General features: G+C 67.1%; 23 protein-coding genes. 22 read left to right on the top strand and 1 reads right to left on the bottom strand.

The window, feature by feature from the left end; all coding sequences use genetic code 11:
- Positions 1-3 precede the first annotated feature (3 nt).
- On the top strand, positions 4-417 hold the full coding sequence (locus C2862_RS06620; protein ID WP_136219313.1) for a secondary thiamine-phosphate synthase enzyme YjbQ: 414 nt from the start codon (positions 4-6) through the stop codon (positions 415-417).
- 136 nt (positions 418-553) lie between these two features.
- On the top strand, positions 554-1,117 hold the full coding sequence (locus tag C2862_RS06615) for a PEP-CTERM sorting domain-containing protein (RefSeq protein WP_229467314.1): 564 nt from the start codon (positions 554-556) through the stop codon (positions 1,115-1,117).
- Positions 1,118-1,165: 48 nt separating this feature from the next.
- Here C2862_RS06615 and C2862_RS06610 read toward each other — a convergent pair whose 3' ends face one another.
- Entirely contained in the window at positions 1,166-2,134 is a 969-nt protein-coding gene (locus tag C2862_RS06610) for an amidohydrolase family protein (protein WP_136219311.1), read from the bottom strand.
- A 196-nt stretch (positions 2,135-2,330) separates the two neighbouring features.
- Between C2862_RS06610 and C2862_RS06605 the strand changes: the two genes are divergently transcribed.
- From C2862_RS06605 to kefC, 20 genes are all read left to right on the top strand, one after another.
- Complete coding sequence (locus C2862_RS06605; RefSeq protein WP_136219310.1) at positions 2,331-3,683, top strand: hemolysin family protein; 1,353 nt, start codon at positions 2,331-2,333, stop codon at positions 3,681-3,683.
- A gap of 69 nt (positions 3,684-3,752) precedes the next feature.
- A complete protein-coding gene (locus C2862_RS06600; protein WP_136219309.1) occupies positions 3,753-4,565 on the top strand; it encodes a TlpA disulfide reductase family protein in 813 nt (270 codons plus the stop codon).
- Between the two features lie 77 nt (positions 4,566-4,642).
- The gene (locus tag C2862_RS06595) at positions 4,643-4,975 is read left to right on the top strand and encodes a helix-turn-helix transcriptional regulator (RefSeq protein WP_307723535.1); all 333 of its coding nucleotides are present in this window, start codon (positions 4,643-4,645) and stop codon (positions 4,973-4,975) included.
- Positions 4,972-5,403, top strand: coding sequence for a YeeE/YedE family protein (locus C2862_RS06590; protein ID WP_136219308.1), 432 nt, complete (start codon positions 4,972-4,974; stop codon positions 5,401-5,403). Before C2862_RS06595 ends, C2862_RS06590 begins: the two co-directional genes overlap by 4 nt.
- Positions 5,404-5,411: 8 nt before the next feature.
- The gene (locus C2862_RS06585; RefSeq protein ID WP_136219307.1) at positions 5,412-5,846 is read left to right on the top strand and encodes a DUF6691 family protein; all 435 of its coding nucleotides are present in this window, start codon (positions 5,412-5,414) and stop codon (positions 5,844-5,846) included.
- Between the two features lie 39 nt (positions 5,847-5,885).
- Positions 5,886-6,581 carry an MBL fold metallo-hydrolase gene (locus tag C2862_RS06580; RefSeq protein ID WP_136219306.1) on the top strand — a complete coding sequence of 232 codons (696 nt, stop codon included), beginning with the start codon at positions 5,886-5,888 and terminating at the stop codon, positions 6,579-6,581.
- A 57-nt stretch (positions 6,582-6,638) separates the two neighbouring features.
- Positions 6,639-7,997 carry an amino acid permease gene (locus C2862_RS06575; protein WP_136219305.1) on the top strand — a complete coding sequence of 453 codons (1,359 nt, stop codon included), beginning with the start codon at positions 6,639-6,641 and terminating at the stop codon, positions 7,995-7,997.
- Positions 7,998-8,204: 207 nt separating this feature from the next.
- Positions 8,205-8,753 (top strand): TetR/AcrR family transcriptional regulator, encoded by a 549-nt coding sequence (locus C2862_RS06570; RefSeq protein WP_136219304.1) that lies wholly within the window; start codon positions 8,205-8,207, stop codon positions 8,751-8,753.
- The gene (locus C2862_RS06565; RefSeq protein WP_136219303.1) at positions 8,754-10,421 is read left to right on the top strand and encodes an MFS transporter; all 1,668 of its coding nucleotides are present in this window, start codon (positions 8,754-8,756) and stop codon (positions 10,419-10,421) included.
- Between the two features lie 5 nt (positions 10,422-10,426).
- The gene (locus C2862_RS06560; protein WP_136219302.1) at positions 10,427-11,650 is read left to right on the top strand and encodes an HlyD family secretion protein; all 1,224 of its coding nucleotides are present in this window, start codon (positions 10,427-10,429) and stop codon (positions 11,648-11,650) included.
- A gap of 47 nt (positions 11,651-11,697) precedes the next feature.
- On the top strand, positions 11,698-13,029 hold the full coding sequence (locus C2862_RS06555; RefSeq protein WP_307723534.1) for an efflux transporter outer membrane subunit: 1,332 nt from the start codon (positions 11,698-11,700) through the stop codon (positions 13,027-13,029).
- 324 nt (positions 13,030-13,353) lie between these two features.
- A complete protein-coding gene (locus C2862_RS06550; RefSeq protein WP_136219300.1) occupies positions 13,354-14,586 on the top strand; it encodes a 3-methyl-2-oxobutanoate dehydrogenase (2-methylpropanoyl-transferring) subunit alpha in 1,233 nt (410 codons plus the stop codon).
- A 1-nt stretch (position 14,587) separates the two neighbouring features.
- Entirely contained in the window at positions 14,588-15,637 is a 1,050-nt protein-coding gene (locus C2862_RS06545) for an alpha-ketoacid dehydrogenase subunit beta (protein ID WP_210735900.1), read from the top strand.
- Positions 15,638-17,023, top strand: coding sequence for a dihydrolipoamide acetyltransferase family protein (locus tag C2862_RS06540; RefSeq protein ID WP_136219299.1), 1,386 nt, complete (start codon positions 15,638-15,640; stop codon positions 17,021-17,023).
- A 4-nt stretch (positions 17,024-17,027) separates the two neighbouring features.
- A complete protein-coding gene (gene lpdA / locus C2862_RS06535) occupies positions 17,028-18,425 on the top strand; it encodes a dihydrolipoyl dehydrogenase (protein ID WP_136219298.1) in 1,398 nt (465 codons plus the stop codon).
- A gap of 244 nt (positions 18,426-18,669) precedes the next feature.
- Positions 18,670-19,173, top strand: a complete 504-nt coding sequence (locus C2862_RS06530) for a porin family protein (RefSeq protein ID WP_136219297.1) — start codon at positions 18,670-18,672, stop codon at positions 19,171-19,173.
- Positions 19,174-19,471: 298 nt separating this feature from the next.
- A complete protein-coding gene (locus C2862_RS06525) occupies positions 19,472-19,975 on the top strand; it encodes an outer membrane beta-barrel protein (protein WP_136219296.1) in 504 nt (167 codons plus the stop codon).
- 142 nt (positions 19,976-20,117) lie between these two features.
- Positions 20,118-21,119, top strand: coding sequence for an aldo/keto reductase (locus tag C2862_RS06520; protein ID WP_136219295.1), 1,002 nt, complete (start codon positions 20,118-20,120; stop codon positions 21,117-21,119).
- Between the two features lie 70 nt (positions 21,120-21,189).
- A complete protein-coding gene (locus C2862_RS06515; protein WP_136219294.1) occupies positions 21,190-21,756 on the top strand; it encodes an NAD(P)H-dependent oxidoreductase in 567 nt (188 codons plus the stop codon).
- The gene (kefC, locus tag C2862_RS06510) at positions 21,746-23,551 is read left to right on the top strand and encodes a glutathione-regulated potassium-efflux system protein KefC (RefSeq protein WP_136219293.1); all 1,806 of its coding nucleotides are present in this window, start codon (positions 21,746-21,748) and stop codon (positions 23,549-23,551) included. The genes C2862_RS06515 and kefC overlap by 11 nt, the downstream gene beginning before the upstream one ends.
- The last annotated feature ends 183 nt before the right edge of the window (positions 23,552-23,734 follow it).

Here is a 23,734-nt window from a genome sequence, read left to right as displayed (position 1 = left end):
CCCATGGCGCACCAGGCGATCCTGCAGTTCGAAACGAAAGGCCGCGGCAGCCGCGACATCACGCGCGAGGTGGCGCAGGTGGTCGCCGCCTCCGCCATCGATTGCGGCCTGGTGCATGTCTTCGTCCAGCACACCAGCTGCTCGCTGACGATCACGGAGAATGCCGATCCCGACGTGCGGCGCGATCTCGAAACGATCCTCTCCCGTCTTGCGCCGGACGGCGATCCGACGTATCGGCACGATGACGAGGGCCCTGACGACATGGCCGCCCACGCGCGCAGCGTACTGACCGGCAGCGGCTTGACGGTTCCGGTGGGCGGCGGCCGCATGCTGCTCGGAACCTGGCAAGGCATCTACCTGCTGGAACACCGGACCAGCCCGCACCGGCGCACGATCGTAGTCACGGTCCTGGACTGATAGCCGCGTCAAGCAACTTTGCAATTAATAATCGTAATTTACCGACAGAAAGTAAAATAGACAAAAAATGAACAACTTGTGCTTTCAGGCATGTTGCTTGCTTATTGATGAGCTCACCATAAAAAAGGGGAGTCCCATGAAAGCCATGCACTTGAAGAGCATTCTGATTGCAGCAGTCGCAGCAACGGTACTGGCGGCGGGCAGCGCGGCGGCGGCATCGACGATGGACGTGTTCCTGAAGGCTTACGACAGCGCGAACTCGGGCGCAGCCAGCGAACTGGCGATGCTCGAAGACGCCACCGGCCTGGACTTCTCCGCCGATGACCTGCACACGATCAACGGCCAGGGCGGTGCCAGCTACGACGCGGTGGCACAGCTCTGGAAGATCGAGGTGACGCCCGCCGCCCCCGGCTACTTCCTTCTGAAGTTCGGCGTCGGCGCCAACCTGAAAACCACGCTCGACACCTATGTCTTCCACAACAGCGCCGAGATGGCGCAGCTCGTCTGGAGCAATGCGCAAGTCAATTTCCTGACCGGCGGCGACTGCTCGAACGGTCCGAACGACAACAGCTGCAATATCGGCCGCCTCAGCCACATCAGCTGGGTGCCCGGCGGCGGCACGGGCGAAGTCCCGGAGCCGGCTACGCTTGCGCTGATGGGTGCCGGCCTGGCAGGCCTGGCGCTGCGCCGCCGGCGCTGAGCGGATTGCGGGAACCCGGCAAGAGGACGGCGCCTGCGGGCGCCGCCTTTATTTCAGGTAGGGCGCCACGTTTTCCGCCACCTGCGCGAACTCGGTTTCCGTCAGAGGCAGCTTCCTGAACGCCGCCCACGCATCCTTCGGCCGCAGGTTGTCGCCCTGCGCCGAATCCGTCCCGTACAGGATGCGTCCCATGCCGATCTGGCGCAAATGCTTCACCAGCAAGGCGGCATCCGCGGGCGTGGTGTCGTTCTGGGCGATCGAGGCGACGTCGAAATACAGCTTGCGCGTGGCCGGATGGCCGCGCTCGACCGCCGCCGCCAGGGTGGCCAGCACGGCGCGCGCCGGCGGATCGTCGAAGCCGGGACCGGTCCCGGCCAGATGTGCGATCTGCACCGGCACGTCGGGCGCGGCCGGCAGCACCTTGTCGAGGAAGGCCTGGGCTTCGGGCGCGCCGTAGGGCCGCTTGTTGCGGATGCTGGCGCGCATGTGGACGACGATCGCCATGCCCTCGCGGTTGGCGGCCGCGAACACGTCGGCCAGGCGTTTCAGGTCGGCTTCCTGGTCCAGCTGCACGTCGGAATTCCCCAGGTGCAGCTTGATGCCGCGCTTCAGGCCGGGCTGGCGGGCGCAGCGCCGGATCTCCTCGATCGCGTAGTCCTTGAAGGGCGCAATGCCGCAGAAGGCTAGCAGCCGGTCCGGGTATTGGGCCGCCTGCGCTGCGGTCCAGTCGTTTTCGCGCCGCACCTGGGCGTACTCGTCCGCGACCTGGCGCCGCGGGCTGCCGTACATGTAGGCGGTCGACAGCAGCACGCCTCTCCGGATGCCGGCGGCGTCGAGCAAGGCGACGACTTCCTTCGCCGGCAAGGGCTTAAGGCCGGAATCCGGACCGATCAGGGCGATGATCTGGTCGCTGAACACATGCTGGTGATGGTCGGCGGCAGGCAGGGTCTGGGCCTGCGCGCCCCCGCACAGCAGGAGGGCCGCGAGCGCGGCGAGGGGAATGCGTCTGGTGGACATGGCGTCTCCGTCATTGGAATGGTCAGCGCGACCTTAGCACCGCGCCCCGCCCTGCCCCAGCGCCGCGCGACGAAGCGTCGAAATCGGCGCATGAAGGGTGCACCCGAGGGACCGCCTGCGGTGCGGCTCGCCCGCCCCGAACATGCGAAGATGTCAATTCGTTATCGATATCGCTCCGGAGGCGCACCGCGTTCTTATGATCACCGACATCCTGATCATTCTTTTCCTCATCTTGCTCAATGGTGTATTTGCGATGTCGGAACTGGCGCTGGTCTCGGCCAAGCGCATGCGGCTGGAGAAGGCCGCCGCGGAAGGCAGCCGTGGCGCACGTACCGCGCTCGGGCTGGCGGACGAGCCTAGCCACTTCCTCTCCACCGTGCAGGTCGGCATCACCCTGATCAGCATCTTCAACGGCGCCTTCGGCGAAGCCTCGCTGGTGGCGCGCCTGGTGCCGCTGTTCAAGGACATACCGCTGCTCGCGCCCTACGCCTACCAGGCCTCGCTGGGACTTGTGGTGATGTGCATCACGGTGGCGTCGATCATCCTTGGCGAGCTGGTTCCCAAACGCATCGCAATGCAGTATCCGGAGGCGATGGCCACTCTCATCGCGCCGCCGCTACGCGTGCTCTCGGTGGTGATGGCGCCCTTTGTCAAACTGCTGGCCCTGGCGACCGAGGCCATCGTGCGGCTCTTCGGCATGGGCCGCCACAAGGAGGAAGCGCCGACCGAGGAAGACATCACCGGCATGATCCGCGAGAGCACCGACGCCGGCGTGTTCGAAAAGACCGAATACGACATCGTCTCGCGCGCGCTGCGCCTGGACGACAAGCATCTGAAATCCCTGATGACGCCGCGCGTCGACCTGACGCTGGTCGACCTCGAGATACCGCGCGAGGACAACCTGGCGCGCATCGCCTGCAGCCGCTACAGCCGCATGCCGGTCTGCCGCGGCGACCGCTCGCGCATCATCGGCTTCGTGCACTGCCGCGACCTGCTCGCGCAGGCGGTACGCGCACGCTCGATCGATGCGATCGACATCGAGGCGGCCGTGCAGGAGATCCTCTACGTGCCGGAAACCATCAGCGCCATGGCCCTGCTCGAGCTGTTCAAGAAGAACAAGGCGGAGATAGCCCTCATCGTCGACGAATATGGCGACATCCAGGGCATGGTCACGCTGACCGACGTGATGAGCGCGCTGGTGGGCGACGTCTCGGTGATCGGCGAGGAAGGCGAGAACGATGCGGTCCAGCGCGAGGACGGCAGCTGGCTGCTCGACGGCGGCGTCGCCCTCGAGCGCTTCCGCGACATCCTGGCAACCGGCATGCGCTTCCCCGACGAGCAAACCGGGGCCTATCACACCCTGGCAGGCTTCATGATGTACCAGCTCGGCAGCATCCCGAAGATCGCCGAAACCGCCCACTGGGGCGAATACTGCTTCGAGGTGATGGACATGGACGGCAATCGGATCGACCAGCTGCTGGTGACGAAGGTGCAGCCCACCCACGAAACGATCAATGATGGAGATCAAGGCAGCGAGCGCGCATCTTAATCTTCCGTTAATACTGCTGAGTTATTCTCCTCAGCTGACCGCCGGTGCCGGCGAACACGGGAGAGCGCTGTGGATGCCATCAACCTCGGACCCCTGGTCCTGCCCCTGCGGGTACTGAGCCCGCTCGCCGCGCTCGGCGTGGCGAATGCCGCCGCCTGGTTCTGGCTGCGCCGGCGCGGCGTCGATGCCGGCCCGGCCCTGTGGCGCATGACGCTGTGGGGTTTCGTCGCCGCGCGCGCCGCCTTCGTCCTGAAGCACCTCGACCCCTACCTCGAAGCGCCGTTGAGCATGCTCGACATCCGCGACGGTGGCTTTGTCGCCTATGCCGGGCTGCTGGTGGCCTGCGCCGTCGGTTTCGAGCAGACGCGGCGCGACGCCGCCCTGCGCCGGCCCTTGCTGGCTTCGGCGCTGGCCGGCATCCTGGTCTGGGCCGGCGCCGGCTTCGCCATCAAGGCCAGCCAGCCGGCCAGCACGCCTCTGCCCGACCTCGTGCTGCAGCGCCTGGACGGCGGCACGCTGCGCCTGCCCGAACTGAAAGGAAAGCCGGTCGTCCTGAATATCTGGGCCACCTGGTGCCCGCCCTGCCGGCGCGAAATGCCGGCCATGGCGGCGGCGCAGGCGGCCAATCCCGATGTGCAGTTCGTGTTCGTCAACACCGGCGAGGAAGCGCAGGCCGTCCGCAGCTACCTCGAAGAAGGCGGGCTGGCCCTGCCCAACGTCGTGCTCGATCGGCTGCTCAGCACGGCGCGCACGGTAGGCGCGCCCGGCTATCCGACCACGCTGTTCTACGACCGCCATGGCATGCTGGCCGCGCGCCACGCGGGAGAAATCTCGCGCGCGGGGCTGGACGAACAGATGAAGGCCTTGCGCGGCGCCCCTTAGCGGACTCGGCAACGATATATCACCCGATAGATTATCTGGTGATAGAATATCGGCTTGCATAACAATGCCTGCCGACCGTGAAACCATCCGACTCCCTCGACCTGGGCGCCATGCGCGCCGCCGCCGAGCGCGCCCGCGCCCTGCTCAAAGTCCTGTCCAATCCCGACCGCATGCTGTTGCTGTGCAAGCTGGCCGAGGGTGAACACAATGTGGGCGAACTCGAGGCGGCGCTCGGCATCGTCCAGCCGACCCTCTCGCAGCAGCTCGGCGTGCTGCGCGACGAAGGCATGGTGCAGACCCGGCGCGAAGGCAAGCAGGTGTTCTATACGATCGCCAGCCTCGAGGCGCTGGCCGTGATGCGCACCTTGTACGACTTGTACTGTCCAAAGCGGGAAGGAGAAACGTCATGACCATCGCCTGGGAACACTTCACACCCTGGACCTCGCTGGCCGGGGGCATGCTCATCGGACTGGCGGCGGCGCTGCTGATCCTGTTCAATGGCCGCGTCGCCGGCATCAGCGGCATCCTCGGCGGCCTGTTGCGACCAAACGCCGGCGACAGCGCCTGGCGCCTGCTGTTCCTGCTCGGCCTGGTGCTCGCGCCCCTGGTCTGGGGCATGGCCGGGCCGCTGCCCTTGCCGAACATCGAGGCCGGCCCCGGCATGTTGCTCGCCGCCGGCCTGCTGGTCGGGATCGGCACCCGCTACGGCTCCGGCTGTACCAGCGGCCATGGCGTGTGCGGCATGGCGCGCCTGTCGCCGCGTTCGATCGCCGCTACCTGCACTTTCGTTGCCGTCGGCTTCGTCACCGTCTGGCTGCTGCGCCACGTTTTCGCCTGAGGCCGATCATGGTTTTGCTCTCCGCTTTTCTCATCGGCCTGGTGTTCGGCCTGGGCCTGATCCTGTCCGGCCTGACCGATCCGGCCAAGGTGCTGGCCTTCCTCGACCTGGCCGGCAACTGGGACCCCTCGCTGCTGTTCACCATGGGTGGCGCCATCCTGGTCGCCTCCGTGGGCTTTCGCCTCGCCGGCCGGCGCACCACGGCCTTGCTCGGCACGCCGCTGCGGCTGCCCTCCGCCGGCGTGCTCGACCGGCGGCTGGTGCTCGGCAGCGTGGTGTTCGGCGCCGGCTGGGGCCTGGCCGGCTTCTGTCCGGGACCGGCGCTGGCCTCGCTTGCCACCGGGCTGCCGGGTCCGCTGCTTTTCGTGATCGCGATGGTGGCTGGCATGGGCGTCTTCGAACTGGTCGAGCGCTGGCGGCTGCGCAGTCCAAAAACGGCTTGAGCTCGCAGCGCTGCCGTACAATGCGCGCGAGGAGACCCCATGCACATCAATCCGATCCAGCTCTTTGACGCCGAGTCGTCTACTTACACGTATATCCTGGCCGCCGCAAACGGCGAGGCGGCCATCATCGATCCGGTCGACCGCCACTGCGAGCGCGACCTGGCGCACCTGCGCCGGCTCGGCCTGCGCCTGGCCTATGCGCTCGAAACCCACGCCCATGCCGACCACGTCACGTCGAGCGGCCGCCTGCGCGAACTGACCGGCGCCCTGGCCTGCGCGCCCAGCGGCTGCGGCATCGCGCCGGCCGACCGCCAGCTCGAGGATGGCGAGCTCGTACGTTTCGGCGACGAACAGATCACGGTGCTGCACACGCCCGGCCACACGGCCGGCAGCGTCAGCTTCCTCTGGCGCGGCAACCTGTTCACGGGCGACACCCTCCTGATCGACGGCTGCGGGCGCACCGACTTCCAGGGCGGCAGCGCCGGCGCCCTGTACGACAGCGTCCACGCCAGGCTGTTCACGCTGCCTGACGCCACCCGGGTCTGGCCGGGACACGACTACCGTGGCCAGAGTGTCTCGACCATCGGCTGGGAAAAGCGCCACAACGCGCGCCTGGCCGGACGGGGGCGCGAGGACTTCATCGCCCTGATGGCGGCGCTCGACCTGCCGCAGCCCAAGCTGATCGACGTCGCCGTGCCCGCCAACCGCCGACTGGGACTAGCACACGCGGCCTGACCCAATTCATGCCCAGATGCATTAGAATCATTGACTTTTGCACACTGGGCAGGCGGAATGGCGGAACCAAAACAAGAACTCAGGCGCGGCCTCAAGAGCCGGCACATCCAGCTGATCGCCCTCGGCGGCGCCATCGGCACCGGCCTCTTCCTCGGCATCGCCCAGACCATCCAGATGGCCGGCCCCTCGGTGCTGCTCGGCTACGGCATCGCCGGCGTGGTCGCCTTCCTGATCATGCGCCAGCTGGCCGAACTGGTGGTCGAGGAACCGGTCGCCGGTTCCGTCAGCTACTTCGCCGACAAGTACGGCGGCCACATGGCCGGCTTCATCTCGGGCTGGAATTACTGGGTGATGTACGTGCTCGTTACCATGGCCGAGCTGTCGGCGGTCGGCATCTACATCCAGTACTGGTTTCCCGAGGTGCCGACCTGGATGTCGGCGCTGGTGTTCTTCCTGATTATTAATTCTTTCAGCCTGCTCAACGTGCGCGCTTTCGGCGAGCTCGAATTCTGGTTTGCCGTGATCAAGGTGGTGGCCGTGATCGGCATGATCCTGTTCGGCGGCTGGCTGCTGCTCTCGAACACGGCCGGCCCCGAAGCGGGTGTGGCCAACCTGTGGCGCCACGGCGGCTTCTTCCCGAATGGCGCGCAGGGACTGGTGATGGCGATGGCGGTCATCATGTTCTCCTTCGGTGGCCTGGAACTGATCGGCATCACCGCCGCCGAAGCCGACGACCCGGCGCGCTCGATCCCGCGCGCGACCAACCAGGCGCTCTACCGCGTGCTGATCTTCTATATCGGCGCCCTGTTCATCCTGCTCTCGCTCTACCCCTGGCAGAAGGTCGTCAGCGGCGGCAGCCCCTTCGTCCTGATCTTCGCGGCGCTGAACAGCAATGCGGTGGCGACCATCCTGAACATCGTCGTGCTGACCGCCGCGCTCTCGGTCTACAACAGCGGCGTGTACGCCAACACGCGCATGCTCTACGGCCTGGCGGCGCAGGGCAACGCGCCGCGCTTCCTGATGAAGCTCTCGGGCAGCGGCGTACCGCTGGCCGCGCTGGGCGTCTCGGCGCTGGCGACCTTCGCCTGCATCGCCGTGAACTACTTCCTGCCGGCCGAGGCCTTCGGCATGATGATGGGGCTGGCGGTGTCGGGCCTGATCATCAACTGGGCCACGATCTCGCTGGTGCACCTGCGCTTTCGCCGCGCGAAAGCCGGCACGCGCTCGCAGTTTCCGAGTCCGTTCTACCCGCTGGCGAACTGGCTGTGCCTGGCCTTCCTGGCGGGGATCACGGCGATCATGTACATGACGCCGGGGATGCGCCTGTCGGTGTACCTGATTCCGGTGTGGCTGGTGGTGCTGTGCATCGGGTATGCCTTGCGCCAGCGGCGGATCGCGGCATTGAAACAGACGTAACGCGTCTGTTTCTGGCGCTGTTGCGTGCGGCGCCGTCGCTTCGTTGATCCGCGTGGGCATGAATGCCCCCCTACGGTCGCCGTTGTAGGGTGGGCATTCATGCCCACGCGGTACGACGTATCCATTCCTCCCACCCGTGCGCTCGCCCCGGGCGCATCGCAGTATTCTGGTGACCGGCTCTCAACCGGACAACGGTGTCCAGATACCATGACCCTACTGCGCTCCGATGCCGCCCTGCGGCGCGACCAGATCCTCGATGCCGCCGACGCGGTGTTCTCCGAGTACGGCATCACCGCGCCGCTCGACCTGGTCGTCATGCGCGCCGGCGTCGGGCGCGCGACCCTGTACCGTAACTTCCCCGACCGCGCGGCCCTGGTCGAGGCCCTGTTCGAGCGTGCCATGGCCGCGCTGGAAGCGGCGGCGCCGGCGCACGACCTGGCCGGCCTGGTCGAGCAGGTCGGGCTCAACCTGGCCGCCGGGCCGGCGATCGCCGATTACTGGCGCGCGCTGGAGCCCGGCCATCCGGCGGCGCAAGCGGCGCGCGAACGGCTGGCGCGCCTGTTCAAGGCGCCGCTGGCGGCGGCCCTGAAGAGCAAGACCTGCCGGCCCGACCTGCGCGCCACCGACCTCGTGCTGGTCTGCGGCATGCTGGGCGCAGCGCTACGCGGCGGCACGCCCGCCAAGCGCCGCACGCTGGTACGGCGCGCACTCGAACTGGTCGACGGCGGCCTGCAGCCGGTGGCCAAGGGACGCTAGATGGCGCAGCTGCTGCGGCCCACGCCGAACTGGGAGGAACACGAAAAGCCGACCCTGCCCGGCTCCGCCTCGATGCCCTACCATACGCCGGCCGTGCGCCTGGCCTATGGGCTGGTGGCGATCCTGGTCGGCATCACCGGCGGCCTGGGCAACGCGCTGGTGTCGGCCAACCTGCCCACCATCCAGGGCCAGCTCGGCCTCACGCCCTCGGAAGCGACCTGGCTGCCGGCCGCCTACATCATGGTCAACATCACGGTGAACCTGCTGGTGTTCAAATTCCGCCAGCAGTACGGCCTGCGCCTGTTCACGGAGATCGGCCTGGCCCTGTACGCCGCCGTCACCGTGCTGCACCTGCTGGTCGGCGGCTTCACCATGGCGGTCGCGGTGCGCGCCGTCAGCGGCTTCGCGGCGGCCGCGGCCACCACCCTGTCGATGCTCTACATGCTGCAGGCCGCACCGCGCGCCTACACCGGCAAGATGGTCGTGATCGGGGTCGGCATCCCGCAACTGGCCACGCCGCTGGCCTGGCTGCTCTCGCCGACCCTGCTGGTCTACGGCCAGTGGCACAACCTGTATCTGTTCGAGGCCGGCCTGGCCCTGTGTTCGCTGGCGGCGGTCGTGGTACTGAAACTCCCGCCGGGCATCCACATCAAGGTGTTTGAAAAGCTCGACTTCCTCACCTTCGCCCTGATGGCGCCCGGTGCCGCGATGATGGTGGCCGTGCTGGCCCAGGGCTATTCGCAGTGGTGGTTCGACGAGCCCTGGCTCGCGTATCTCGCGATCGGCGCCGTGGTCCTGCTCAGCGCCGCCTTCTACATCGAGCACCACCGCGAGAACCCGCTGATCCAGACGCGCTGGCTGGTCACGCCGACCATGCTGCGCTTCATCGTCGGCGCCTTCCTGATCCGCTTTCTCACCACCGAGCAGACCGTCGGCGCGGTCGGCCTGCTGAGGGTGCTGGGCATGGGGCCGGACCAGATGCAGCCGCTGTTCGGCGTGATCCTGCTCGGCACCATCGCCGGCATCGCCGCCAGCGCGCTGACCTTCAGCCCCAAGACGCTGATCCCGCAGATCATCGTCGCCATTATCCTGTTCGGCACCGCGGCCGCCATCGATTACGGACGCACCAGCCTGGACCGGCCGCAGGACTTCTACTTCAGCCAGTTCCTGGTCGCGCTGGGAAGCGGCATGTTCCTCGGGCCCCTGGTCCTGCTCGGGATCACCCAGGCGCTCAAGTTCGGACCCAACTACGTGATCACCTTCACGGTCGTGCTGTCGATGACCCAGACTCTCGGTGGCCTGAGCGGCTCGGCCCTGCTGTCCACCTACCAGCTGCACCGCGAACAGGTGTATTCCAGCGACCTGGTGTCGCAACTGAATCCCGCCGACCCGCAAGTCGCCCAGCGCCTGCAGCTGCAGGGCGGAATCTACCGCGGCACGATTGCCGATCCGGCTCTGCGCGCGGCGCAGGGAGCGGCCCTGCTGGGCCAGATCACGCGGCGCGAAGCGAACGTGCGGGCCTACAACGACGTCTTCGCCGTGAGCGGCGTGCTGGCCCTGCTGTTCCTGTTCTGGTCCCTGTTCGTGGCGACCCGCGCCGCGATCCGCGACCGCCGCGCAGCCGCCCTTTCGACCAACCCGGCGCCACCCGGCGCTCCCTCATCCTGACGCGCATGACTAGCCAGCAACCACCCACCCGAGAAGAGATCGAGGCTGCCGCAGCCAATCCACCGGCCCCGACCGACTCCGACGACAGCGCACGCGCCGCGCCGAGCGGCCCGTCCGCAGCAAGCACGCAGCCCGAAGCGCCGCCGAAAAAGATCCGCGCCACCCCGGCCTCGGTCGGCATCATGGTCGTCGTCGCCGCGGTCGGCATCGCCCTCATCATGTGGGCCTGGCACCTGGGTCCCTTCAACACGAACCGGGTCAGCACCGACAACGCCTACGTGCGCGGCGCGATCACGGTGCTGGCGCCCCAGGTCAACGGCTACGTGAGCGAGGTGCTGGTCAAGGACTACCAGTATGTAAAGGCCGGCCAGGAACTGCTGCGCATCGACGACCGCATCTACCGCGAGCGGGTACGCGCGGCCGAGGCCCAGGTCGAGAATGCGACCGCCGCCCTGAACAACGCCGAGCAGACGCAGGCCCAGAACACGGCCACCGTCGGCTCCGCGCGCGCCAACCTGGCGGCGGCGCAGGCCGAGCAGGCCCGGTCCCGCGCCGAGCAGGCGCGCGTGGACGAACTGGCCGAACGCGGCTCGGTCTCGCTCAACGAACGTGACCGCGTGCGCACCACGGCGCGCCTCGCGGCGGCCAATGTACTGAAAGCCCAGGCCGAGATCGAGATCTCGCAGCAGCGTGTGAAGGGCACGACGGTCTCACGCGGCGGCCTGGAAGCCCAGGTCCGCATCGCCCAGGCCCAGGTCGAACTGGCGAAGATCGACCTCGCCAACACCGTGATCCGCGCCCCGCGCGACGGCCAGGTCAGCGAGGCGAGCGTGCGCCGCGGCCAGTACGTCACCGCCGGCTCGCAACTGCTCTTCCTCGTGCCCGACACCCTGTGGGTCGTGGCCAATTTCAAGGAAGGCCAGACCTGGCGCATGCGCATCGGCCAGCAGGCCACCTTCAAGGTCGATGCCTTCGAGGGCGAAGTCCTGAGCGGGCACGTGGAGCAGATCGCGCCGGCCACCGGCTCCGAATTCTCGGTGCTGCGGCCCGATAACGCCTCGGGCAACTTCACGAAAGTCGTGCAACGCCTGCCGGTGCGCATTGCCATCGATCCGGACCAGGAACTGGCGAAGCGCCTGCGGCCAGGCATGTCGGTGACGGCCGAAGTCGATACCGGTGCGGTGGCACGCGAAACCGAGCGCGAAGGTACACGCGGGGCCGGCCGATGAAGCGGCGTCGCTTTTCGATAGCGCTGGCGACGGGTACGGCAGTGGCAGTGAGCGGCTGTCTGCCGGCCGTGCGCAAGATGCCGGACGCAGCGCGGGTGGCGCCCCCCGAGGCCTGGCGCGAGCCCGTTGCGGGTCCGGCCGCGGTCGATCCGCACTGGTGGCGCGCCTTTGGCGACCCGGTGCTCGCCAGCCTGGTCGAGGCAGCACTTTCACGCAACAGCGACGTGCTGATCGCAGTGGCGCGCGTGGACGAAGCACGGGCCCAGGCCGAGCTGGCCGAAAGCGCACGCCTGCCCGCGCTGAACGCGGCGCTCGGCATCCAGGCCGGCCATTCATTGACCGCCACCGGGATCAGCACCAGCCGCTCGATCCAGCCCGGCCTGCAAGCCAGCTGGGAACCCGACCTGTTCGGGCGCATCCGCAACCAGATCCGCGCCGCAGGCCTGCAGTTCCAAGCAAGCCAGGCGGAGCGCGATGCGGCGGCACTGGCGGTCGCCGCCGGCACCGTGCAGAACTACGTCGCCCTGCTCGCCCTCGACGCCCAGCTGACCATCACGCGCGAAACGGTCGCTTCGCGCAACGAGGCCCTGCGCCTGGCCCAGGACCAGGCCCGGGTTGGCTACATCTCGCAACTCCAGCTCACCCAAGCCGAGTCCGAATACCAGTCGGTGCTCGGCGCGATTCCGGAACTGGAACTGGCCGTGCGGCGCCAGGAAAACGCGCTGCGCCTGCTGGCGGGCGAGCTGCCCGGCCCCGTTGCGCGCGGCGCCGGCTTCGACGCCCTGACGTTGCCGCCGGTGCCCGTCGTCCTGCCATCGACGCTGCTGGCGCGCCGGCCCGACGTCGCCCAGCGCGAACTGCTGCTCGCCGCCAGCGACGCGGCGCTCGCCCTGCGCCGCCAGGCCTTCCTGCCCCAGGTCACGCTCAGCGCCCAGCTGGGCAGCCTGTTCGTGAACGCGCTCGACTACGACCCGGTCACCGTCTGGAACCTGGGCGGCAGCGTATTGGCGCCCCTGTTCACGGGCGGACGCCTCACTGCGCAGTACGAGGCGGCGGCTTCGCAGCGCGACCAGGCGGCGTTTGCCTACCGGCGCACGGTCCTGACGGCGTTTTCCGAGGTCGAGAACGCGCTGGCCGGCGTGCCGCGCCTGGCCGAGCAGGTGGACCATGCTGCCCGCCGGCGCGAGATCCTCGGCCGCTCGCTGGGCTATGCAACCGACCGCTACCAGGCCGGGTATGCCTCGTATCTGGAGCAACTCGATGCGCAACGCAATTTATTCCAGGTGGAATTGAGTCTGGTTACGCTGCGGCGCACACAGGTCGAGAATCTGATTGCGCTGTACCGGGCACTTGGGGGCGGATGGGTGGCACAGCAATAGCCCTCCAACGCGCACCTTTGGTTTGTATCGGGCTGATCGTGCGCTCGGCATGGTACGTTTTTCCCGTAGCCTCCGTGGCAACTCGAACGATTGCGATCACCGCGTGGACGGCAAAGCCGCCCACCCTACGACCTTGGCCGTAGGGTGGGCGGGTGTCCCGCCCACGCGGTGATAGGTGACGCAATCGCCGCCGCGCGCGTGCCGACACCCACAATCTATGCTGCAAAGCACCACGAAAATACTTCTCTGCAATGACCGTGCGCGCCGCCGCACGCTTTATGATCTCAGCTTGCCGCACATCACCTCACAAAGGAAACGCGCATTATGAGCCAGGGTAACCCTCTGTCGCTGCATGTCCCGGAGCCAACCGGCCGCCCGGGTTGCAAGACCGATTTTTCGTACTTACAGTTGAGCGCCGCCGGCGAAGTTCGCAAGCCGCCGACCGACGTCCAGTTCGGCGATACCGCCGATCTCGTCTCTTCGCTCATCCGCGTGCTCGACGAAGACGGCAATGCCGTCGGTCCGTGGGCGCCGCAGATCGACGCCGAGCAGCTGCGCTTCGGCCTGCGCACGATGATGAAGACCCGCATCTTCGATGCGCGCATGGTCATCGGCCAGCGCCAGAAGAAAATGTCCTTCTACATGACCTCGCTCGGCGAGGAAGCCATCGGCACCGCGCACGCGCTGGCCCTGAAGGATGGCGACATGTGCTTCCCGACCTACCGCCAGCAAAGCCTCCTGATGGCGCGCGAGTATCCGATGGTGGACATGATCTGCCAGCTGCTCTCGAACGAGCGCGACCCGATGAAGGGCCGCCAGCTTCCGGTCATGTACTCGGTCAAGGCCAAAGGCTTCTTCACCATCTCCGGCAACCTGGCGACCCAGGTGCCGCAGGCGGTCGGCTGGGCCATGGCCTCGGCGATCAAGGGCGACACGAAAATCGCCTCGGCCTGGATCGGCGACGGCGCCACGGCCGAATCCGACTTCCACACCGCCCTCACCTTCGCCCACGTGTACCGGGCGCCCTGCATCATCAACGTCGTCAACAACCAGTGGGCGATCTCGACCTTCCAGGCGATTGCCGGCGGCGAGAGCGTGACCTTCGCCGCGCGCGGCGTCGGCGCCGGCATCGCCAGCCTGCGCGTGGACGGCAACGACTTCCTGGCCGTGTACGCGGCTTCCTGCTGGGCCGCCGAGCGCGCCCGCAACAACCTCGGGCCGACCTTGATCGAATGGGTCACCTACCGCGCGGGCCCGCACTCCACCTCCGACGATCCGTCGCGCTACCGCCCGGCCGACGACTGGACCCGCTTCCCGCTCGGCGACCCGATCGCGCGCCTGCGCCAGCACCTCACAAAAATCGGCGCCTGGTCCGATGAGGAGCACGAGAAGGTCCAGTCCGAGCTGGAGGCCGAAGTCCTGGCCGCGCAGAAGGAAGCCGAACAATACGGCACGCTGGCCGATGGCCGCGTCCCGAGCGCGGCGTCGATGTTCGAGGATGTCTATAAAGAGATGCCCGAGCACCTGCGCCGCCAACGTCAACAATTGGGAGTGTGAGATGGCGCGCGACGACAATGATTCAAAACCGGTCACCACGCAAATGACGATGATCCAGGCCCTGCGTTCGGCCATGGACGTCATGCTCGGCAAGGACGACAACGTCGTGATCTATGGCCAGGACGTCGGCTACTTCGGCGGCGTGTTCCGCGCCACCGACGGTTTGCAGGCCAAGTATGGCAAGCAGCGCGTGTTCGACGCCCCGATTTCCGAAGGCGGCATCGTCGGCACCGCGGTCGGCATGGGCGCCTACGGCCTGCGCCCCGTCGTGGAGATCCAGTTCGCCGATTATTTTTACCCGGCGTCCGACCAGATCGTCTCCGAAGCGGCGCGCCTGCGCTACCGCTCGGCCGGCGACTTCACGGCTCCTCTCACTATCCGCATGCCTTGCGGCGGCGGCATCTACGGCGGCCAGACCCACAGCCAGAGCCCGGAAGCGATGTTCACCCACGTCTGCGGCCTGCGCACCGTGATGCCTTCGAATCCCTACGACGCCAAGGGCCTCTTGATCGCCTCGATCGAGAACGACGACCCGGTAATCTTCCTGGAACCGAAGCGCCTGTATAACGGCCCCTTCGACGGCCACCACGACCGTCCGGTGGTGTCCTGGGCCAAGCATCCGATGGGCGAAGTCCCGGAAGGGTACTACACGGTCCCGCTGGACAAGGCGGCGATTTTCCGCCCGGGCGCGGATCTCACCGTGCTCACCTACGGCACCATGGTCTGGGTCTCGGAGGCCGCCGCGCTGGAAACCGGCATCGATTGCGAGATCATCGACCTGCGCACCCTGTGGCCGCTCGACCTCGACACCATCGTCGAATCGGTGAAAAAGACCGGCCGCTGCGTGGTCGTGCACGAAGCCACGCGCACCAGCGGCTTCGGCGCGGAACTGGCTTCACTCGTGCAGGAACACTGCTTCTATTACCTGGAAGCGCCGATCGAGCGCGTCACCGGATGGGACACCCCTTATCCGCACGCGCAGGAATGGGCGTATTTCCCGGGGCCCGACCGCGTCGGCGCCGCGTTCAAACGTGCGATGGAGGCAAAATAAATGGGTATTCACGTCATTAAAATGCCGGACCTGGGCGAAGGCATCGCCGAAGTCGAAGTCGTCGCCTGGCACGTCCAGCCCGGCGACACGGTCAAGGAAGACCAGGTGCTGGCCGACGTCATGACCGACAAGGCGACCGTCGAGATTCCCTCGCCGGTCAACGGCACCGTCACCTCTTTGGGCGGCAAGCTCGGTGAAGCCATGGCCGTCGGCGCGGAACTGATCCGCCTCGAGGTCGAAGGTGCAGGCAACTTCAACGGCGACGCCAAGACCCCGGCCCAGGCCGCGCGCAACCAGGCGGTGGCCGCGGCCGAAAGCGCCGGCAACACCGCCGCGCGTGCGAACGGCGGCGCGACCGTCGACGAGTTCATTCCGGTCACGGTGGCCCAGCCGGAAACCGTCGTCACCTCGGTGACGAGCGCGGAGACGGCGGCACCGGCGAAGGCAGTACAGCCTTCCAGCGGCGCGCAGGCCTATGCCGCCGCCCCGGCCCACCACGGCCGCGCCGCCGGCGAGAAACCGCTGGCCGCGCCCGCCGTGCGCCAGCGCGCCTGGGACATGGGCATCGAGCTGCAGTACGTGACCGGCTCCGGTCCCGCCGGCCGCATCAGCCACGCCGACCTCGACGCCTTTGTCTCGCGCGGCCAGCAAAAGGCGGCCGAAGGCGACCGCCGCTACGCCGTGCTGGAAGGCGAGCAGGCCATGCCGGTAATCGGCATGCGCCGCAAGATCGCCGAGAAGATGGCCGAGGCCAAGCGCCGCATCCCGCACTTCACCTATGTCGAGGAAATCGACGTCACCGAACTGGAAGCGCTGCGCGTCCAGCTGAATGCGCGCTATGCCGGCCAGCGTCCGAAACTGACCCTGCTGCCGCTGATCATGCGCGCAGTCGTTCTGGCGATCCGCAAGTACCCCTCGGTGAACGCGCGCTTCGACGACGACGCCAACATCGTCACCACCTACAATCCGGTCCACCTGGGCATCGCGGCCCAGACCGACGCCGGCCTGATGGTGCCGGTGGTCCGCAACGCCGAAGCACGCGATCCGTGGTCCAGCGCCGCCGAAGTGGCACGCCTGGCCGAAGCGGCGCGCAGCGGCAAGGCCCTGCGCGAGGAGCTCTCCGGCTCGACCATCACCATCACCAGCCTGGGCGCGCTGGGCGGCATCGTCACCACGCCGGTGATCAACCGTCCGGAAGTGGCGATCGTGGGCGTCAACCGCATCATCGACAAGCCGGTGATCCTGAATGGCGCCATGGTCGCGCGCAAGACAATGAATTTGTCCTCCTCGTTTGACCATCGCGTGATCGATGGCATGGTGGCGGCCGAGTTCATCCAGACCATCCGGAGCTACCTCGAGTGCCCGGCAACCCTGTTCGTGGAGTGAGCCGATGCAGCAACTCGTCACTACTTTACTCATCATCGGCGGCGGCCCCGGCGGCTACGTCGCCGGCATCAAGGCCGGCCAGCTGGGCATCCCGACCATGTTGGTCGAAAGCGCCCAGCTGGGCGGCACCTGCCTGAACATCGGCTGCATTCCCTCGAAAGCCCTGATCCATGCGGCCGAGGAATTCGAGAAGGCGAGCCACTACGCCGGCGATTCGCCGCTCGGCATTTCAAGCGCCGCGCCGTCGATCGACGTCAGCCGCACCGTCGGCTGGAAGGACGGCATCGTCAAGCGCCTGACCGGCGGCGTCGGCAGCCTGCTCAAGAAGAACGACGTCCAGGTGATTAAGGGCTTCGCCCGCATCCTGGACGGCAAGACAGTCGAAGTGAAAACCGCGGACGGCGAGTTGCAGCGCATCCGCTGCGAGCACCTGCTGCTGGCCGCCGGTTCGGAAGCCGTGGAGCTGCCCTTCATGCCTTTCGGCGGCATGGTGGTCTCGTCGACAGAGGCGCTCTCGCCCACCGTGATCCCGAAACAGCTAGTGGTCGTGGGCGCCGGCTACATCGGCCTGGAGCTGGGTACGGCCTATCGCAAGCTCGGCGCCGAGGTCACCGTGGTCGAAGCGGCGGACCGCATCCTGCCGGCCTACGACGCGGAGCTGACCAAGCCGGTCGGCGCGGCCCTGAAGCGCCTCGGCATCGACCTGCGCCTGGGTTCGAAGGTGCTGGGCCTGAACGCGGCCGGCGACGGCGTGCGCATCCAGCAGCCGAACGGCGAGGAAATCGTGCTCTCCGCCGATCGCGTGCTGGTGGCCGTCGGCCGCCGTCCACGCGCCGGCGGCTGGGGCCTGGAAACCCTGCAGCTGGACATGAACGGGCGCGCGGTGAAGATCGACGACCAGTGCCGCACCTCGATGCGCAACGTCTGGGCGATCGGCGACCTGGCCGGCGAGCCGATGCTGGCGCACCGGGCGATGGCCCAGGGCGAGATGGTGGCCGAGATCATCTCCGGCAAGCGCCGCCACTTCGCGCCGAACGCCATGCCGGCGGTTTGCTTCACCGATCCCGAAGTGGTGGTTGTGGGTATGGTCCCGGACGAGGCGCAGGCCGCCGGCATCGATGCCATCGTGTCGAACTTCCCCTTCGCGGCGAATGGCCGCGCGATGACGATCGAATCGACGGACGGATTCGTGCGGGTCGTGGCGCGGCGCGACAACCACCTGATCCTCGGCTGGCAGGCGGTCGGACGCGGCGTGTCGGAACTGTCGACCGCCTTCAGCCATTCGATCGAGCTGGGCGCCACCCTGGAAGACGTGGGCGGGACCATCCACGCGCACCCGACCCTTGGCGAAGCGGTGCAGGAAGCCGCGCTGCGGGCACTGGGGCATGCGCTGCATATCTGAAGCACTGCTTCGATACAAAAAGGCCTGCGCGAGCAGGCCTTTTTATTTCGTAACGCCTGCCAATGCATGCGCGCCGTATTAAAACGTTGGAAATGCGCATCGCCTGGCGCGCCATTCTGGGCGCGATCAATATCGGCATGGCCCGACGCGGACAACAATCGCTGGCTGGCAATCGACAAGCCGCGCCCGGCCGAAGCGATGTTTTTGGCCTCTTTCAATTCATTATCCAAAAGAGAAACCCGATATGTTCAAGAAAATTGCAGCCGCAGCATTTCTACTCGCCGCATCGTCGGCCGGCTTCGCCGCCGAACCGCCGTCCTTCTACGCCGGCATCGACATCTCGTCCACCGATTTCGATGACTTCGACCGCGACACCGGTTTCGGCGCTTTTGTCGGCTACAAATACAACGACAACATCTCCGTGGAAGCCGGTTTCCACCGCCTGGCCGACAAGCGCTACAGCGCCGGCACGCTGAACGCGGACGTCCAGATCGACCAGTACGACCTCTCGGTGCTCGGCTCCGTGCCCCTGAGCAGCGGCTTCGATCTCTACGGCCGCCTCGGCTACAACCGCCTGACGGTCGACGTCGACGCCCCGGGTTTCTTCGGCAAGGAACACCAGAGCAAGCTGGTCTACGGCCTGGGGCTGGCGTACGCCTTTACGCCGGTGGTTGCGGGCCGCCTGGAAGTGCAGAAGCCGAACAGCGATGTCACCAAGATCGCCGCAGGCGTCGTATTCAAATTCTGATCGGCTACGAACCATTGACAGCCCGGATTTGCTGAAGCGGTCCAGGCTGTTTTTCCTTGGGCCTTGCCGCTCCTATTTCACATTTACCGCAGGGAAATATAAACCTCCGGTTAGAATCTGTGAGTTTTCAAGCCCTTGAATCCATGTGGTTTATATGTATTTCCTAACATATGCTTACAACTCTTTTCTGTAGGCGAATTGTAAATTATCGTAAAGCCTGTCATAATTAGTTCCGTGCAGCAACATTGCTGCCATATTCATAGCACACCAAAAATAACTGTATTAAAGGTTCCAAGACATGTTCAAGCAAATCGCAGTCGCAGCAGCCCTGGTCATCGCTTCGTCGTCGGCTCTGGCCCAAACCACCAAGCTGTACGCCGGCCTCGAAGGCACCTCCACCAAAGTGGACGGCGCGGACCGTGAAGGCGGCTTCGGCGGCTTCGTCGGCTACAAGTTCAGCGAAACCATCGCTGTCGAAGCCGGCTACGCACGCCTGGCAAAAGGCACCTTCGATTTCGACGGCGACGACGTGGACGTCGACGTCGACCAGACCCAAATCGCGGTGATCGGCACCCTGCCGCTGTCGAGCGGCTTCAACCTGTACGGCCGCCTGGGCTACAACGACATCAAGGTCAAGGCCAAGTTCCAGGGCATCTCGGCATCGGACTCGCTGGACGACGGCGTCGTCTACGGCGTCGGCCTGGGCTACTCCTTCTCGCCGACCGTGACCGGCCGCCTGGAAGTGTCGAAGCCAACCAGCGACCTGACGAAGCTGAGCGCCGGCGTCGCCTTCCACTTCTGATCGACCCGCAGCCGGCCTCGGCCGGCATCGCGACACAACCCGGACAGCACCCGCTGGCCGGGTTTTTTACGTCAAGCGTGCGCGGCGCGCCGGAGGCAGCGGGCATCATGTCCCTTCCGCCAACCGACGAGAAGGACGCACCGTGAACCAGCGCTACCGACCGATCACGCACCTGGGCCTGGGCGGCACCGGCCTGGGCGACATGTACCACACCACCAGCGACGAGGCGGCCCGCACCACCGTCGACGCGGCCTGGGATGCCGGCATCCGTTATTTCGATACCGCGCCCCACTACGGCGCCGGCCTGTCCGAGCACCGCTTCGGGCAGGCGCTGCGCCGGCGCCCGCGCGAGGACTACACGCTCTCGACCAAGGTCGGCCGCCTGCTGCGGCCGGATCCGAGCGGCGAAATCGCCGCGCCTTTCGTATCGAGCCTGCCGTTCCGGCGCGTGGTCGACTACACGGCCGACGGCGCCCGCCGCGCGGTCGAGGACAGCCTGCAGCGGCTCGCGCTCGGCCACATCGACATCGTCTACGTGCACGATCTCTCGCCCGACCAGTTCAGCCGCGCCGAGTTCGAACACTATTTCGCCATCGCCGCGGGACCGGGCGGCGCCTTCGAGGGCCTGGTACGGCTGCGCGAGGAAGGCCTGATCAAGGGCTGGGGCATGGGCGTGAACACGGTCGAGCCCTGCCTGCGCTGCCTGCGCCAGTCCGATCCCGACATCTTCCTGCTGGCCGGGCGCTACACGCTGATGGAAACCACGCCGCTGGCCGAATTCTTTCCCCTGTGCGCCGAGCGCGGCGCCGGCGTGGTGCTGGGCGGCCCCTTCAACTCGGGCTTCCTGGCCGGCGGCGAGCATTACGACTACCGGCCGGCGGGGCCGGACAAGCACGCGCAGCGCGAGCGCCTGCGCCAGGTCGCCGCGCGCCACGGGGTCGATCTCGCAGCCGCGGCCCTGCAGTTCGGCGCCGCGCACCCGGTCGTGGCGGCCACCATCCCCGGCGCCAGCAGCCCCGAGCACCTGCGCCGCAACGCCACCCTGATGGCCATCGAGATCCCGCCGGCCTTCTGGCGCACGCTGGTCGACGAGGGCCTGTTGCCGCCTGCGGCGCCGCTGCCGGGAGCGGCGCCGGGCGTGTAAGCGAAGGCGCGGAGAGCGCCTGCCCTGCACCGGCATGTACAATCGTGCAAGACAATTACCCAGCACACCCATGCCGACGCCCCGCATCCTGGTCCTGTATGCCCATCCCGCGCCGCACCGCTCGCGCATCAACCGCCGCCTGGCCGATGCCGCGCGTGCCCTCGACGGGGTGCTGGTGCACGACCTCTACGAAACCTATCCAGACTTCTTCATCGACGTCCCGCGCGAGCAGGCCCTGCTCGCGCAGGCCGAGCTGGTCGTGTTCCTGCATCCGATCCGCTGGTACAGCATGCCCTCGCTGCTGAAGGAATGGGTCGACAGCGTGCTCGAACCGGGTTGGGCCTATGGCCCCGGCGCCACGGCGCTGCGCGGCAAGGGCTACTGGCTGGCCGTCACCACCGGCAGTCCCGAGGACGCCTACCACACCGGCGAACGCCATGGCCGCCCTTTCGAAGCCTACCTGCCGCCCTTCGAGCAGACGGCCCTGCTGTGCGGGATGCACTGGTGGCCGCCGCACATCCTGCATGGCGCGAACGGCGCGGACGACGCCGCCATCGATGCCCACGTCGCGAGCTTCCGTGCGCGCCTCGAAGCTTTTCTCATGACCAAGCCAAACGAGATCGCCCATGGAGCATAGCTTATTGAGTAACGCCGTGGTCTACCTCGGCGCCGCCGTCCTCGCCGTGCCGCTGGCCCGGCGCCTCGGCCTGGGCGCGGTGCTCGGCTACCTGCTGGCCGGGATGGCGATCGGTCCCTGGGGTTTTGGCCTGATCACGCAGGTCGAAACCATCCTGCATTTCTCCGAGTTTGGCGTGGTCCTGCTGCTGTTCCTGATCGGCCTCGAACTCGAGCCGGCGCGCCTGTGGTCGATGCGGCGCCCGATCTTCGGCTGGGGCACGGCCCAGGTACTGGGTGTGGCGGCCGTGCTGTTCGGCGCGGCGCTCCTGCTGGGCGTGGCCTGGCAGGTGGCCCTGGTCGGCGCCCTCGGACTGTCGCTGTCCTCGACCGCGATCGCCCTGGCCACCCTGGGCGAGCGCAACCTGATGGGAACACCGGCCGGCCAGGCCGGGTTCGCGATCCTGCTGTTCCAGGACATCGCGGCGATCCCGATGATCGCCCTGATCCCCCTGCTCGGCGTCGCGGCGGGCGACAGCGGCGCCGGCGACGGCTGGCTCGGCGCGGCGCGCCTGGGCGGCGTGATCCTCGGTGTGATCGTCGCCGGCCGCTTCCTGGTGCGCCCGGCGCTGCGCATCATCGCCAAGTCCGGGATGCGCGAAATCTTCACCGCCTTCGCCCTGCTGCTGGTGATCGCGATCTCGCTGCTGATGCAGTGGGTCGAGATGTCGATGGCGCTCGGCGCCTTCATGGCCGGCGTGCTGCTGGCCGATTCCGAATACCGGCACGCGCTGGAAACCGACCTCGAACCCTTCAAGGGACTGCTGCTCGGCCTGTTCTTCATCGCGGTCGGAATGTCGGTCGACTTCGGCGTCTTCGTCTCGCGTCCCTGGCTGATCCTCGGGCTGGTGCTCGGCTTCCTGCTGCTCAAGCTTGCCGTGCTGTTCGCGCTGTCGCACCGCTTCGGCATCGCCCGCGGCCAGCGCTGGCTGTTCGCCTTCCTGCTCTCGCAAGGCGGCGAATTCGCCTTCGTCGTCTTCGGCGCGGCCGGCGCGGCGCGCGTGTTCACGCCGGAGACCGGCTCGATCCTGGTGGCCGTGGTGGCCCTGTCGATGGTCACCACGCCGCTGCTGCTCGTCCTCTACGACAAAATACTCGAACCGCGCTACCACGGCCAGAACGTGCGCGAGCCGGATTCCATCGACGACAACGAGGGCCACGTGATCATCGCCGGCTTCGGCCGTTTCGGCCAGATCGTCGGACGCCTGCTGCACGCCAACCGCGTTCCGCTGACCGTGCTCGACCACGATCCCGACCAGATCGAGCTGCTGCGCCGCTTCGGCTTCAAGGTCTTCTATGGCGACGCCACCCGGATCGACCTGCTGCAGGCGGCCGGGGCGGCCAAGGCGCGCGCCCTGGTGCTGGCGATCGACGACATCGAGGACAGCCTGGCCCTGGCCGACGCCCTGCGCGACAATTTTCCGGACCTGCCCATCCTCGCGCGCGCGCGCAACGTCACCCATTACTACCAGCTGATGGACCGCGGCGTGACCATCATCGAACGCGAAACCTTCGAATCGGCGCTGCAGCTGGGACGGCGCGCGCTGTGCCACCTGGGCTACGGCGCCTACCGCGCACGCGAGGCGACGCTGAAATTCCGCGAGCACAACAAGGCCAGCGTGGATGCCGTCTACCCCTTCTACAAGGACCGCGAACAGTACGTCTCGATGGCCAAGCGCGCACGCGACGAGCTCAACGAGATGTTCGCGCGCGACCTCAAGCGTGTCGAAAAGGAATCGGAGCAGGGCTGGGACTGAGTCAATTGTGTCGCGCCCGCAACGCCTATTCCCACTTATGCGAAATGTTTTCGGTAGGAAACAGCCAAAATGCCGTAGTATCGGCACATGATCGAAATCGGCAAAAACGATAACTTAATACACGAGGAGGAAGCGCCGCGCCAGCCTGCCGGACGGGCCGGAAGCGGGGGCGCATCCGTGGCT

This window comes from Massilia sp. Mn16-1_5, assembly GCF_004798585.1.
GTDB lineage: Bacteria > Pseudomonadota > Gammaproteobacteria > Burkholderiales > Burkholderiaceae_D > Telluria.
This window is presented reverse-complemented; position numbering and strand designations above follow the sequence as displayed.